Source organism: Hyunsoonleella flava (assembly GCF_004310325.1).
In the GTDB taxonomy this organism is placed as follows: Bacteria; Bacteroidota; Bacteroidia; order Flavobacteriales; family Flavobacteriaceae; genus Jejuia; species Jejuia flava.
Genome location: NZ_SIRT01000002.1, coordinates 96,908 through 112,305 on the forward strand (window position 1 = coordinate 96,908; position 15,398 = coordinate 112,305).

The window sequence follows — 15,398 nt, forward strand, 5'->3', positions numbered from 1 at the left end:
TTTCAATATAAGGTTGTTTTATAGTTCTGCAAATGATGATTCAAAGTTTAAAGAATGCTTTCATATTATTTTTTTTACTTCTGTGCTGTGTTACAGTTAATGCACAATACACACCCTTTTTTCAAAATTACGCTTTAACCGAATTTGGTGCAGGAAATAAAAACTGGGATATTTCCATTGCTGAAAATGGAAAGCTTTATGCTGCGAATGATAAAGGTTTAATGGAGTTTGATGGTATGAAATGGAATTTCTATCAATTACCTAATAAAACTATTATCCGTTCTGTATTGGCGCACAAAGGTGTAGTCTATACAGGCTCTTATGAGGAGTTTGGCTATTGGAAAAGGAATTCAAAAGGAAGATTGGAGTACACCTCGTTAAGTAGTTTTGAGGAAAGGCAAGAATCATTAGCTGAAGAGTTTTGGCAAATTTTCCAATATAATGATGCTGTTCTTTTTAGGTCATTTTCAAACTTGTATAGCTATAAAAATGGGCAAGTAACCAAAATCCAACCTGAATCTACAGTTTTATCCTGCAGCATAGTGAATAACAAGGTTTACGTAGCCACAGTGAGGCATGGTATTTTTACGTTAGAAAATGAAACATTAGTCCCCATTATTACCCATCCTTTATTGCACAACACCAAGGTAATCTCTATAGTTAAATACCAAGACAAATTGCTTATAACTACAGCCTTAAATGGATGTTTTCTGTATGATAACCTTAAGGGTAGTATTTCACCATGGCAGACTGATATAAACACCGAAATTAAAGAGCAGCAATTAAATAGTTTTAGTATACTTAAAAATGGAGATATGATATTCGGTACCATCAAAAACGGTGCTTATATCACTGATAAAGAGGGGAGGGTGAAATATCTTATCAATAAAGCCAATGGTTTACTCAACAATACGGTTTTAAGCCATGAGCTAGGGAAAGACAACGAAGTATGGCTGGGATTGGATAATGGTTTAGCCAAATTGGATTTGGATTACAACCGTATACTTTTTAATTACAATTCTGGTAAACTGGGTGCTGTTTATGATGTTATAAGTTACAACAACAAACTATATTTAGGAAGTAATACTGGCTTATTCTATTTGAATGATGATGGAAATGAAATAGGCTTTGTAGAAGGGTCTCAAGGACAGGTTTGGGACTTGAAAATAATCGATAATCAACTAATATGTGGTCATAATAGTGGTACGTTTTTAGTTAAAAATGATAAGCTGACTAAAATATCTGATTTCACTGGTGGTTGGGTAATCAAAAAAATCCCAGAAAAAGAGAAGTCATTTATGCAGGGAACTTATGGCGGTATCGTAAGGTTTGATTTTGAGAATCAGAATTGGCGTGTTAACCATATGGGTTCGAGGACTATACCCATTAAATACTTAGTGTTTGAAGACTCCCACACCCTTTGGGCGGCTCACGCCTATAAAGGCTTGTTTAGGGTTCAGTTTGATAATAATCATGATAGTATTTTAAATTTTAAAAATTATAAAGACAAAGGTTTATGGTCTGATTATAATGTAAAAGTTCATAAAATTAAAAATGATATCTGCTTCAAAACAAATAAAGGGTGGCAAAAATATGAAGGTATACTTGATAGTATAGTACCGCATGATATATTAAATGACTCTTTTGGAAATGATACTGAGATTATTTCAGAATCAGATACTGATATTTTAGTCACTAAGAATGACAAAGGTAAAATCAGTTTTGTGTCATTAACTAAAGATGACAATACCTTAAACCTTCCAAATTCCCTATTGCAAAAACGATTGGTGGCTGGTGCGGAAAGTGTTTCAAAATTGAATGATTCTATTTATACATTTAATCTTTATGACGGTTTTATGCTAATAGATAAAACTATTGAAAGTGCAAATGACACATTGCAAGCGCCTGTTATAGAACGGATAGAGTTAGACAAGGTGTTAGTTAATATAGATGATAAAAACGCTTATGAGTTTCCTTTTAACAAAAATGTAGCTGTTTCCGTTTCCTCACCATTGTCCAAAAATTATTTTTTCGAGTATGCTATTGCGGCAAATGGCAAATTGAATTGGTATAAAATGGATAAAGAAAAGTTAGAACTTTCTGGGCTAAGTAATGGTGATTACAACTTACATTTTAGAACATCTAATTTTTCAGGAGATGTATCGAAACCCATCGTTATTAAGATGAAAATTTTACCTCCGTGGTATAAAAATATTCTTTTTTATGTATTGGTATTTGTTCTGGCGGCAGGATTGTTTTATGGTTTACATAGAAGAAAAATAAGCAAGGAGCAAAGGTTGCTTCACGACAAGTTAGTGAAAGAGCAAGAGGCTTTACTTAAAGAAAAGGCAATTGAAAATGATAAAAAGATTGTTGAGTTAAGAAATCAGTCCCTTAAGAATGAAGTGAAGCTTAAAAGTAAGCAGCTTGCCAATACAGCAATGGCGTTAGTGAAGAAAAATGAATCTATGCTTGAAATTAAAAATGAATTAGAGAAGAACAAATCAGGTTTTGCAAATTCATTGGCCTATAAGCGCCTTTTAAGAATGATTGATAGTACAATTGGTCATGAAGATGAATGGGAATTGTTTGAGTACAATTTCAATCAAGTTCACGAAGAGTTTTTTAATCAATTGAAAAACAAACATCCAAAACTTACTCACAAAGATTTGAAGATTTGTGCCTACATCAAAATGAATTTATTGACTAAAGAAATTGCGCCATTGATGAATGTGTCAATAAGAGGCCTAGAAACTCACAGGTATCGATTAAAACGCAAGTTAAATTTAGAAAATGATAAATCTTTAGGTGATTATCTAAGAGATTTCAAATAATATAGTATAAATACCGATTTCTACTAACTCATTTACTACGTCATTATTACGTCATTTTTTATTTAATACTCTTATTTTACTTGATTTCGCTAAGGCTTTTAGTACGTCAAACAGTAAATTTTTAAATTTTTCTTCAATGACGTATTTTATGTGTATCTGTTTTCTTGATAAGATTTCATCTAGTCTGTAATTTAGTAGAAACTAACAATTTAAATAAGACTATATGAAAACAAGATTTACTTTATTGTTTATCCTGCTATTTGCTATTAATGTTTTCGCACAGGAAAAATCCGTTTCAGGTACAGTTGTAAGTGCCGAGGATGATATACCAATTCCTGGGGTAAATGTTATTGTGCAGGGAACTACAAGAGGAGTAAGTACAGACTTTGATGGTAATTATACCATTAACGTAAGCGAAGGCGAAACATTGGAATTCAGTTCCCTTGGTTTTAAAACCTTTACAGTGCTTATCCAAGACCAAACGCAAATTAATGTCTCTCTCGAACCGGATATAGCCGCACTTGATGAAGTTGTAGTAGTTGGTTATGGTACCCAAAAGCGAGCGGACTTAACCAGCGCCATTGTAACCATAGAACCTGAAGCATTACAAAAAGTTCAGGCGGCGCAAGTAGTACAAGGATTCCAAGGTCAAGTTGCTGGTGTGCAAATTAGCAGTCTGGGTTCACCAGGTGATACACCAGAGATTAATATTAGGGGTATCAATTCCTTGTTTGGAAATTCAGCACCTTTATTTGTTGTAGATGGTATGTTCTACAATAATATAGATTTCCTTAATGCATCAGAAATTCAAGATTTATCAATATTAAAGGATGCCTCAGCCGCTGCAATTTATGGTGTGCGTGCTGCAAATGGTGTGGTTTTAATAACCACTAAGGGTGGAAAGTTTAATAGGGATGCGCAAATAGAGTATACGGGAAACTATGGTATACAAAGAGCGCAAAACATTTTAAAAATGGCCAATGCAGAACAGTTCACCACATTTGCTTTGGAGTCTGGCTCTGGTGCTGAAATAGCAAGTATAGATGATGCTATGCAACGTTTTGGTAGAAGCAGGGTTAATCCCAACGTTCCAAATGTAAATACAGATTGGTACAAAGAAGTGCTAAGGGATGCGCCTATGTACAGCCACGATTTGCAAATTAATGGAGGTACGGAATCTATTGCCTACTCCATTGGTGGTAACTATTTGTTGCAAGATGGTATTCTTGATATGAGAAATGATTATAAGCGTTTTAACTTAAGAGCGCGTGTAGATGCCAAAGTTAATAGTTGGTTAAAAGTAGGTGCAAACTTTTTAAACAGTAGAGCCATTAAATATGATGATGAAGGTTCGGCGTGGCAATTAACGTATTATGCAGTGCCAATTTTGCCAGTGTTTGATTCCAACTTTACGGATGCTGATCCTTTTCCATATGCAGATGCAAGAGAAATAGGATATAGAGGAAGCCAAAACCCATTTCCTCTATTAGATAACTCAGATAGGAGAGGAGAACGTCGAAGAAGCACTATTAATGTTTACACAGAGATTAGTCTTGTGCCAGAGAAACTGAATTTTCGAACAACGATGTCATATAACAATAGAAATAATAATGAAAGAATAGTATTGTTACCGTATTTTGTTTCTGATAACTTCCAAAGGCCAATTGAAGAGTCATCCATTACCAGAAACAATTCAGTACAAGAGAATTATATTTTAGATAATGTACTTACCTATAATGATACTTTTGGAGATCATGACCTCACCTTGATGGGAGGTACATCTTATAGAGATGATTATTTTAGAAGTTTTGGCACAAGAGGTAATTTTGATCCAGGAGCAGCTTTTATAAGGGATAATGATAAAACTTGGTACCTGTCAAATACCGCAGAAGATAGTAGGATTTCCTATGACGGTGGAAGTAGAGCTTATGGATTCTCTTATTTTGGTAGAGCATCGTATAAGTTTAAAAATAAGTATATTGCATATGCAACCTTTAGAGCAGAAGGGAGTAATAAATACGAAGAAACTTATGTTTACCTTCCTGCCTTTGGTGCTGGATGGGTGGCATCAGAAGAAAGTTTTATGGAAGGCATTGAGTTTATAGACTTCCTGAAATTTAGAGCCGGTTGGGGTAGATTAGCTAACGACGCTGTTCCTGCTAGTGTTCCTCAGAGTGCGAGCACTATCTCAACAGTTTTTGACGATACCTTAATCAACGGTTTTTCGTTTTCTACAAATGCTGATGATTTAGGATGGGAGTTTACAGAAGAAGCTAACTTCGGGCTTACTGCAAGATTATTTAATAATAGTTTATCTCTGGAAGCTGATTACTTTATTAAGGATACGAAGAACTTGGCTATTCCTGTTTTACCATTGGTTGGAACTGATGTTAGCCAACAAAATGTAGGTAGTGTTAGAAATAAAGGTTTTGAAATTGCGGCTACTTATAGAGGTGAAATTACTAAAGATTTAGGATTTACCGTTTCAGGAAACTTTAGTTCTATCAAAAATGAAATTACAGATTTGGAAGGACAACCTCATATTGATCGTGGAAGTGCAGAATTCAGACAGCGTTTAGCTGTTGGACAACCGATTAATGTGTTTTACGGATGGCAAGTAGATGGCGTTTATCAAAACGATGCCGAAATAGCTTCAGACCCAATAGCTCAAGCCGCAATTGCAGAAGGTGTAGACGTTAGGCCTGGGTATTTTAAGTTCAAAGATTTGGAGCCTGATGGTGTTTTGGATGCAAATGACAGAACTTATATAGGGTCGCCTGTGCCAACCTATTATTACGGAGGTAATATTGGTTTAAATTACAAGAGTTGGGAAGTGTCTGCACAATTTTATGGGCAAGGCGGTAACGTTATACTCAATAGAAACCGTGCAGAGGTAATAAGAACCCAAGGCCGTAATATTGATGCGCAATTAGCTGTAAATAGATGGCATGGTGAAGGTACTACAAACGCATTCCCTTCATCTGAAGGCTACAGACAATTATGGAACCAAAGAATGTCTGAATTCTGGTTGGAAGAAGGAGACTTCTTTAGAATTCAAAATATACAGTTGGCATATACATTGAAATCAAATAATTTGCCACAGATGAGATTTACATTAACAGCTGACAGACCGTTCCAATGGGCTAAAAGCTTTAATGGCTTCAATCCTGAAGTTGGATTTGATGGTATTGACTTAAGGACATATCCTGTGCCAGCCGTCTACTCCTTCGGGGTAAATGTGAAACTTTAATTGCTAAAAAGAAAGAAATATGAAAACACAATCATTTTTAATTAAAATTATGTTGTTGGCACTACCCATTTTCTTTATGGATTGTAGTGAACAATTAAACGAAGAACAAGAACTTGTTGTACAACAAGGTGATATCGACTATACAAGTGCGGAAAGTGCATTTGGTGCTTTGGTTGGATCTTACCGAGCATTTCAGAGTATGGGATGGGAGCAAATACCTCTTCTCGCTGTAAGAGGTGATGATGTAAATTCTGGTGGTTTAGGAGACCAACAGGGGTTTGCAGATACTGATAATTTTATCTACGATAATAATTATTGGATGTATAACTCGCTTTGGAATAATTGGTTTCAAGATGTATTACAAATTACCGTACAAATTGACCAACTGAAAGAGTTCAAGGCCAATGGAGTAAGTGTCGATTTAATAGACCAATATATAGCTGAATCTAAAGCGTTACGTGGTTTTATTACTTTGCAACTGTCACGTGCTTTTGGAGATGTTTATAAAATTGATACACCAGACCAAACCCAAATTGAAGTGCTTCCAAAAGATGAACTGATGCAATGGGTGTCAGATCAAATGGATGAGGCCATACCGCATTTATTGGACGCACATCCAGTTGATAGAAATGATTTGCCTGGAGGTATTACAAGATATACTGCACTGGCAGTTAAGGCAATGGCAAATTTAGAATTAGAAAACTATCAAGGTGTAGCAGATGCAACAGGACAGATTATAAATTCTAATAAGTTTCAATTATTTAATGATTTTTATAATCTTTTTAAGATACCTGGAAAACTCAATAGAGAAAATATTCTGGAAATCCAATATTCAGATTTTGGTCAATCTTCTGGAGATAATGTTGGGCATTTGTATGCATTTTATGGCTCCCAAAACTGGACTCCCGCAGTAGCTGGTGCTAGAAGCGGATGGGGATTCTATGAGCCAAGTTTAAAGTTTATCAAATTTATGTTGGACAGAAATGAGTCTATACGTTTAGAAACAAGCGTATTGTTCACTAACCGTGGTATTGCAGAACTTGAAGCAGCTGGTTATACAAATTTACCTTCGTTTGTGAGTAATACAACTCGTGATGGAGATCGTATTAATGATTATTCTAGAGCGATGTTTGCTAGTGGAAAACATTATCTGCCATCAGTTCAGCTTACACCAGGTAGAACAAATTATGGTACAAATAAAAACTTTACGGTAATTCGTTATGCTGAGGTATTGTTGATGTACGCTGAAGCGCTTACACGTGGTGCTACTGGTAACGCTGGTTCTGCTGATGATGCTGTTAACGAAGTGAGAAACAGAGCTGGACTAACACCAATTAGCGGAGCTACAAGTGAAGATGTATTAGATGAAAAATTTGCTGAATTCTCTATGGAATGGGGCATAAGATATGCTGATATGGTTCGTCTGGGTAAAACGGATGAGTTAAGCTATGATGGAAGAAGCTTTACAATGGAGAAGGCGTTTTTGCCTTATCCTTTGGCACAGTTGGAGCAGAGTTTCATTCTAAGGGAGTATGTGAATAATAACAACTAAAAATATTATGAAGAATATATCAAAAAGAATAACAACGTTATTGCTGTTGATGCTGGTTTTTACCGCATGCGATAAGGATAATATAGATCCAATAACCGAAGTAGATCCAGGGCCTGACGCGGGTGCACCGCTTATTACGATTATGAAACCCACCAACGGGTTCGAAATTCAAGTTCCAGAGCCTGTAACCTCAATAGACATAGAGTTTAAGGCAGAAGATGATATTGAACTGGATAACATTGTAGTAGAATTAAATGGTGTGCAAATAGCTTCGTACGAGAATGAAGTTAATGATACGTTTTTAGATTATCGCATTGTTACCAGAGATTTTAACTACGACAATATTCCAACAGGAGACCATGTGCTTACTGTAAAAGCAACTGATATTGCAGGAAATACTGCGACAGCAATGTCTAGTTTCAGTAAAAAACCACCTTACACACCTTTGTTTAGTGGAGAAATGTTCTACATGCCTTTTGATGGTAGTTTTACAAATTTGATATCCTTCGATGAAGCTACAGAAGTAGGTTCTCCAGGTTTTGCTGGGGAAGCTAAAGTAGGATCTAATGCTTATGCTGGTGCTGCTGATTCTTACTTAACAGTTCCTACTGCTGGCATGCTAGGTGATGAATTTAGTGCTTCGTTTTGGTATAAAGTAAATGCTACTCCAGATCGTGCAGGAATATTGGTAATTGGTCCGGAAGATACCGGTAATGCCAATTTCCCAGATTCTCAAAACAATAGAACTTCTGGTTTCAGGTTGTTTAGAGAGAATGCAGGCGGTATGCAACGTATTAAATTAAATGTTGGTAGAGGGGATGGAGATTCATGGTTTGATGGTGGCGCAGCAGCTGATATTGATCCTTCAGCGAACGAATGGGTGCATATAGCATTTACCATTTCTCAATCGGAAGCGGTAGTATATATTGATGGGCAAGTGGTAAGACAAGGCGCCTTTAGTGGTGTAGATTGGACAGGTTGTGATATTTTATCCATAATGTCCGGAGAGCCAAGGTTTTCAGGATGGAACCATAGATCAGATTCGAGTTTCATGGATGAACTAAGATTATTCAATAAAGCATTAACCCAAAGTGAAGTTACCAATTTAAAGGCTCAGGGTAGTAAAATATTCAACATGTCATTTGATGGAAGTTATACCGAATCTATTAGCAAAACTGATGCTACCGAAGTAGGGTCGCCTGGTTTTGCTGGAGAATCTAAAGCTGGTATCAATGCATACGCAGGTGCAGCAGATTCATATTTAACGTTTCCAACTGATGGAATGCTTGGAGACGAATTAAGTGCGGCATTTTGGTACAAAGTAAATGCTACACCAGACCGTGCAGGTATTTTAGTAATTGGTCCTGAAGATACAGATAATGCTAACTTCCCAGATTCTCAAAATGATAGATCTTCAGGATTTAGACTGTTTAGAGAGAATGCGGGAGGTATGCAACGCATTAAGCTGAATGTAGGTAGAGGTGATGGTGATTCTTGGTTTGATGGTGGAGCAGCAGCAGATATTGATCCTGCGTCCAATGAATGGGTACACATTGCATTTACCGTTTCGCAAACAGAAGCAGCAGTGTATATCAATGGTCAAGTGGTGAGAGACGGAACCTATGGAGGTGTGGACTGGACAGGTTGTGATATTTTATCCATAATGTCAGGAGCACCACGATTCACAGGTTGGAACCATAGATCAGACTCAAGCTTTATTGATGAGTTACAGATATTCAATAAAGCACTTTCTCAGACAGAAATTCAAGCCGTTATGGACAATTAACGATAATGTATTAGTTTAGTTTAAATACAGAGTTTAGTTTATTTAGTTAAGATTTTAGCCACGCTTTTTGGCGTGGCTAAAATTAATGTACTCGTTTTTATGAAGATAAAAGTATATATCCTACCGATTCTTTGCCTTATTTTATTCAACTGTAAAGAGAACAATCAAAAAGACTTGGCGGTTAAAAACAAAGCTAGTTTTGCCATAGACGATGAAGCGTTACTGGACAAAATTCAAAAACAAACCTTCAATTACTTTTGGGATGGTGCCGAACCTAATTCTGGTCTAGCTCCAGAACGTTTGCACATGGATAACATTTATCCTACCTCCCCAAAACATACAGTAACTACTGGAGGAACAGGATTTGGAATGATGGCTATCTTGGTGGGGGTAAAACGAGGTTTTATCACGAGGGAACAGGCATTAAATAGATTCCAAAAAATGATTGATTTTTTGGAGAAGGCTGATAGATTTCATGGTGCATGGTCCCATTGGATAGATGGACAAACAGGTAAAGTGTACCCTTTCAGCAAAAAGGATAATGGCGGCGATCTGGTAGAAACGGCTTTTCTGGTTCAAGGTATGTTAACTGTTGCAGAATACTTCAAAAATGGCAATGAAGAGGAGCAAAAGCTTGTAGAAAAAATTGATAAACTTTGGCGCGAAGTAGAATGGGATTGGTACACCAAAGGCGAGGATGTATTGTATTGGCATTGGTCGCCCGAATATAAATGGGAAAAGAATTTTCCTGTTGGGGGCTATAACGAATGTTTGATTATGTATGTTTTAGCTGCAGCATCACCTACGCATTCTGTAAGTGCAGATGTCTATCACAAAGGCTGGGCACGAAACGATTCAATAATTTCTAAAGATACCATGTATGGTATTCCTACTATTTTGAATTATTATGAGCATAACGATGACAAAATAGGCCCATTGTTTTGGGCACATTATTCCTATTTAGGATTGAACCCTAAAGGATTGAATGACAAGTATGCAGACTATTGGAAATTGGTGCAAAACCACGCAAAAATTCATCATAAGCATTCTATTGAAAACCCAAATGACTACAAAGGTTATGGAGATAGTATTTGGGGTTTAACTTCAAGCTATTCAGTAAAAGGCTATAAAGGGCATAGACCCGATAGGGATTTAGGTGTTGTTTCGCCCACTGCAGCATTATCGTCATTTCCATATACACCTAAAGCTAGTATGAAAATGCTCAAAAAATTATATAAGGATCACGATAGTTTAATTGGAAAATACGGTCCTTATGATGCGTTCAGTTTTGAACACAATTGGTATAATCCACGTTATTTGGCAATAGATCAAGGCCCAATTCCAGTTATGATTGAGAATCATCGTTCAGGAATGCTATGGGATTTATTCATGCAAAACGAAGAAGTTCAAAACGGGTTAGATAAGTTAGGGTTCACGTACAAAAAAAGCGAATAGATTTATGAAGCGATTTGCAGTGATATTATTGTGTCTTGCAATGTTTTCCTGTGGAAAAGATAGTGGTCCAGGATATCAAGAACCTTATATTCCAGGTTCAGATGATGAACCAGAAACCATTGTTCCCTTAAGCGATGAGGAGATGATGGATTTGGTTCAAAAGGAAACATTTAAATACTTTTGGGATTTTGCCCATCCAGCTTCCGGAGGGGCCAAAGAACGGTATCACCCTGACGAACCCTCTCTAAATCAAGAGGTGGTTACAACTGGCGGTACGGGTTTTGGTCTAATGGCAATTTTGGTTGGTATAGAACGTGGCTACGTTACAAGGGCTGAGGCAGTGTCTAGGTTAAACACTTTACTAACTTTTCTCGAAAATGCAAATAGATTTCATGGAGCATGGTCTCATTGGATTAATGGGGATACTGGGACTGTAATGCCCTTCGGAGCCAATGATGATGGTGGTGATTTGGTTGAAACCGCTTTTTTAGTGCAAGGATTAATTTGTGTTAAGGAGTATTTTAAAAATGGTTCGGATACCGAAAAGGCTTTAGCTGAAAAAGCCGATACACTTTGGAAAGGTGTAGAGTGGAACTGGTACACCCAAAACCAAAATGCATTGTATTGGCATTGGAGCCCAAACCATGGTTTTGATATTAATTTGAAGTTAACAGGATATAATGAGGTAATGATTACCTATATTCTCGCAGCAGCATCACCCGAGTATTCCATAGAAAAAGAGGTGTATGAAGAAGGTTGGGCAAGTAATGGCGGTATCATGTCTTCCGCATCACAGTATGGTTTTCCATTGGTGTTGAGGCATGCTGGAGGTTCTAACTTAGGCGGACCTTTATTCTTTAGTCATTATTCGTTTTTAGGTTTGAACCCAAAAACCTTGAGTGATCAGTATGGCAACTATTGGAATGCAGCGGTAAATCATACTAAGATTAATCGGCAATACTGTATTGTAAATCCTAAAAATTATACTGGTTATGGAGAAGACCTTTGGGGCTTAACGGCTAGTTACTCCAGAAATGCTGATGGCTCTAGAGGGTATTCGGCGCACAGTCCCTCAAACGATAAAGGTGTGATTTCGCCAACAGCAGCAATAAGTTCTATACCATATACACCATCGGAATCTTTAAAAGTGATGCACTATCTCTATCAACATAAAGATAAAACACTGGGGCCAGCAGGGTTTTACGATGCCTTGAGTCCTCACTATAATTTCTGGGTAACCAAAACGTATTTAGCCATAGATCAGGGGCCTCAAATCGTTATGATTGAAAACCATAGAACAGGATTACTTTGGAATTTATTCATGCAAAATGAAGATGTCAAGAAAGGATTGGATAAATTAGGGTTTAATTATTAAAAAAGACAGGTATGAATTCATTTTATAAATATGCGTTATCGCTCCTTGTATTCTGCTTGGTAAATTCAGTTGTAGCGCAGCATCAAAAGCTTTACGAAAAAAAAGAGTTTATTCATGAATCAGATACACTATTGTATCGCGTGTTGATGCCCAAGGATTTCGATGAAACAAAACAATACCCAGTAGTGTTGTTTCTCCATGGTGCAGGTGAAAGAGGCAACGATAATAATGCGCAATTGGTACACGGAAGCAAGTTGTTTTTAAATCCGGTTAACCGACGTGTTTTTCCCGCTATAATTGTTTTTCCACAATGTCCTAAAAAATCATTTTGGGCAAATGCCACAGTCGATAGAAACTCAAGGCCTATAAAATTGGAATTTCCTTTGGATATAGCACCAACAAAACCATTGGATTTAGTGATGAAATTGATGGATGACATGGTGTCTAAACCTTATGTTGATGCACAACGTATTTATGTTGGTGGATTGTCCATGGGTGGCATGGGCACTTTTGAAATTGTTTATAGAAAACCTGAATTTTTCGCTGCGGCCTTTTCTATTTGTGGGGCTGGAAACCCTGAAGCTACTAAGTATTATGCTAAAACCACCCCGTTTTGGGTGTTTCATGGTGCTAAGGACGATGTTGTGAATCCCCAATCTTCTGTAAAAATGATCGAAGGTATTTTAAAACATGGTGGGAAACCTAGTTTTTCCTTATATGCAAATGACAATCATAATAGTTGGGATTCTGCTTTTGCTGAATCTGAATTATTACCATGGTTGTTTTCTAACACAAAAACATTAAAAAATGAATAAAACGCTAGCCAAATTTTTTATACTTCTATTTGCTGTTACCACTTTTAGTTGTAAAACAGAATCGAAAAATACAGTCCATCATTCTGAAGAAACTGCCTATGATGCAAAGGTAGATTCATTGATGAGTTTAATGACGTTAAAGGAAAAAATAGGTCAAACCGTAATGTACAGTGGCGGTTGGAGTGTTACTGGGCCAGTAATAAGTTCTAATAATAAGAAGTTCATTAAAGAAGGAAGTGTGGGAGCTATGCTTAATGTATATTCTGTAAAAGGCACCAAAGATTTGCAGAAAATGGCTGTAGAAGACACCCGTTTGGGGATTCCGTTGTTATTTGGTTATGATGTAATTCATGGGTTTAAAACTATTTTTCCTATCAATTTAGGATTGGCAGCTAGTTTTGATTTAGAAGATATTGAAAAAGGCTCTAGAATAGCAGCTGAAGAAGCATCAGCCGAAGGCATTCATTGGACTTTCGCGCCTATGGTAGATATAGGTAGAGACCCACGTTGGGGTCGGATTTCTGAAGGGGCTGGAGAAGATGTGTATTTGGGTAGCGAAATAGCAAAAGCTTATGTAAGAGGATTTCAAGGAGAAGATCTTTCAAAACACAATACCATTTTAGCCTGTGCTAAACATTTCGTGGGTTATGGTGCTGCACAAGCGGGTCGCGATTATCATACCGTAAATATGGGGATGGATGAACTAAGAAATACGTATTTACCGCCTTTTGAAGCTGCAGTTGAAGAAGGCGTAGAAACCTTTATGACAGCATTTAACGAAGTTAACGGCGTGCCTGCAACCGGAAATAAATTTCTTTACAGAGATATTTTGAGAGATGAATGGGGCTTTAATGGTTTCGTGGTAACAGACTACACAGCCATCAATGAGTTGGTGATGCACGGATACGCTAAAGACCGAAAGCACGCTACAGAATTAGCGATAAAAGCGGGTATAGACCAAGATATGATGAGTAGTGCCAATCGTGAATTTTTGGAAGAATTGGTTAATGAAGGAAAAGTAGATGAGGCATTAATTGATGATGCCTGCAGAAGAATTCTGTTGGCAAAATATAAGTTAGGACTCTTTGACGATCCCTATAGATATTGTGATGAACAGCGCGAAAAGGAAACCATTTATAAACCAGAGTATCTGGAAGCTGCCCGAAAATCTGCTGCGATGTGTTCCGTGCTATTAAAGAATGACGATAAAGCATTACCATTAAACAATAACCAAACGATAGCGTTAATTGGTCCACTAGTAAAAGATAAAGAAAACATTCTAGGAAATTGGGGTGCCGCAGGCGATAGAACAGGAAAAGCTATTAGCGTGCATCAAGGCATTCAAGAATATTTAAACGATTCTAAAATTATTTTCGCCAAAGGTTGTGAAATTGAAGGAGATGATACTAGTGAGTTTGGTAAAGCCATTAGTGCAGCTAGAAAAGCAGATAAAGTGGTAATGGTAATGGGAGAAGATTACGATATGAGCGGGGAAGCCGCAAGTAGAACCAATATCAATCTTCCTGGAAGTCAAACCGAATTGATTAAAGCGATTAGAAAGGCAGTACCTAACAAAAAAATTATTTTGGTATTGATGAATGGACGCCCTCTTGATTTATCTGAAGAAGATACTTTGGCAGATGCCATTCTTGAAACTTGGTTTCCAGGAACGAGCGGAGGCCACGGAGTTGCTGATGTGATTTTTGGAGCCTATAATCCTTCCGGAAAATTACCGCTAACCTTTCCAAGAACATTGGGGCAAGTGCCTATTTATTATAATATGAAGAATACAGGACGCCCAATCCCGCCAGATAACCCACATGAAGACTATAAATCTCATTATTTAGATGCACCAAATACACCATTATATCCTTTTGGTCATGGCTTAAGTTATACCACATTTGATTATTCTGATGTAAAACTTTCAAGTAAAACAATCGGGTTTTCAGATACGTTAACAGCATCAGCCACTATTACAAATACGGGCGATTATGATGGTCATGAAGTAGTACAACTCTATATTCATGATAAGGTTGGAAGCTTAACGCGACCAGTAAAGGAACTTAAAGGTTTCAAAAAAATATTTCTTAAAAAAGGCGAAAGTAAAACGGTGAGTTTTGATGTAACGGTTGAAGACTTAAAGTATTACAATGCCAACAATACATTCGATGTAGAGCCAGGTGAGTTTGAAATTGCCATTAAAGGGTCTTCAGATTTTGACTTTAAACAATCATTCATATTGCAATAGAAAATATATTCAAGTCTGTTTAAAGTTAGGTAAAAAAAGGCTTAAATTAAATTAATTAACGTGAACAAAGTAAAGTTTGGTCA

At 36.9% G+C, this 15,398-nt stretch carries 8 protein-coding genes; all 8 read left to right on the forward strand.

The genetic code is table 11. From position 1 onward, the window contains the following. Window positions 1-32: 32 nt before the first annotated feature. Entirely contained in the window at window positions 33-2,834 is a 2,802-nt protein-coding gene (locus EYD45_RS03610) for a helix-turn-helix and ligand-binding sensor domain-containing protein (protein WP_130962994.1), read from the forward strand. Between the two features lie 223 nt (window positions 2,835-3,057). Beyond that, on the forward strand, window positions 3,058-6,084 hold the full coding sequence (locus tag EYD45_RS03615) for a SusC/RagA family TonB-linked outer membrane protein (RefSeq protein ID WP_130962995.1): 3,027 nt from the start codon (window positions 3,058-3,060) through the stop codon (window positions 6,082-6,084). A 19-nt stretch (window positions 6,085-6,103) separates the two neighbouring features. Next, entirely contained in the window at window positions 6,104-7,636 is a 1,533-nt protein-coding gene (locus EYD45_RS03620; RefSeq protein ID WP_130962996.1) for a RagB/SusD family nutrient uptake outer membrane protein, read from the forward strand. A gap of 7 nt (window positions 7,637-7,643) precedes the next feature. Continuing rightward, complete coding sequence (locus EYD45_RS03625) at window positions 7,644-9,422, forward strand: LamG domain-containing protein (protein ID WP_130962997.1); 1,779 nt, start codon at window positions 7,644-7,646, stop codon at window positions 9,420-9,422. Window positions 9,423-9,521: 99 nt separating this feature from the next. Next, window positions 9,522-10,877, forward strand: a complete 1,356-nt coding sequence (locus tag EYD45_RS03630; RefSeq protein ID WP_130962998.1) for a glucoamylase family protein — start codon at window positions 9,522-9,524, stop codon at window positions 10,875-10,877. A 4-nt stretch (window positions 10,878-10,881) separates the two neighbouring features. Continuing rightward, window positions 10,882-12,252, forward strand: a complete 1,371-nt coding sequence (locus tag EYD45_RS03635; RefSeq protein WP_130962999.1) for a glucoamylase family protein — start codon at window positions 10,882-10,884, stop codon at window positions 12,250-12,252. 11 nt (window positions 12,253-12,263) lie between these two features. Then, window positions 12,264-13,067 carry a carboxylesterase family protein gene (locus tag EYD45_RS03640; RefSeq protein WP_130963000.1) on the forward strand — a complete coding sequence of 268 codons (804 nt, stop codon included), beginning with the start codon at window positions 12,264-12,266 and terminating at the stop codon, window positions 13,065-13,067. Further along, window positions 13,060-15,315, forward strand: coding sequence for a glycoside hydrolase family 3 N-terminal domain-containing protein (locus EYD45_RS03645; protein ID WP_130963001.1), 2,256 nt, complete (start codon window positions 13,060-13,062; stop codon window positions 15,313-15,315). Before EYD45_RS03640 ends, EYD45_RS03645 begins: the two co-directional genes overlap by 8 nt. The last annotated feature ends 83 nt before the right edge of the window (window positions 15,316-15,398 follow it).

Excerpts from the sequence above, each read along its gene's own strand:
- EYD45_RS03610 (WP_130962994.1), top strand. The coding sequence starts at position 33 with ATGATGATTCAAAGTTTAAAGAATGCTTTCATATTATTTTTTTTACTT.
- EYD45_RS03615 (WP_130962995.1), top strand. The coding sequence starts at position 3,058 with ATGAAAACAAGATTTACTTTATTGTTTATCCTGCTATTTGCTATTAAT.
- EYD45_RS03620 (WP_130962996.1), top strand. The coding sequence starts at position 6,104 with ATGAAAACACAATCATTTTTAATTAAAATTATGTTGTTGGCACTACCC.
- EYD45_RS03625 (WP_130962997.1), top strand. The coding sequence starts at position 7,644 with ATGAAGAATATATCAAAAAGAATAACAACGTTATTGCTGTTGATGCTG.
- EYD45_RS03630 (WP_130962998.1), top strand. The coding sequence starts at position 9,522 with ATGAAGATAAAAGTATATATCCTACCGATTCTTTGCCTTATTTTATTC.
- EYD45_RS03635 (WP_130962999.1), top strand. The coding sequence starts at position 10,882 with ATGAAGCGATTTGCAGTGATATTATTGTGTCTTGCAATGTTTTCCTGT.
- EYD45_RS03640 (WP_130963000.1), top strand. The coding sequence starts at position 12,264 with ATGAATTCATTTTATAAATATGCGTTATCGCTCCTTGTATTCTGCTTG.
- EYD45_RS03645 (WP_130963001.1), top strand. The coding sequence starts at position 13,060 with ATGAATAAAACGCTAGCCAAATTTTTTATACTTCTATTTGCTGTTACC.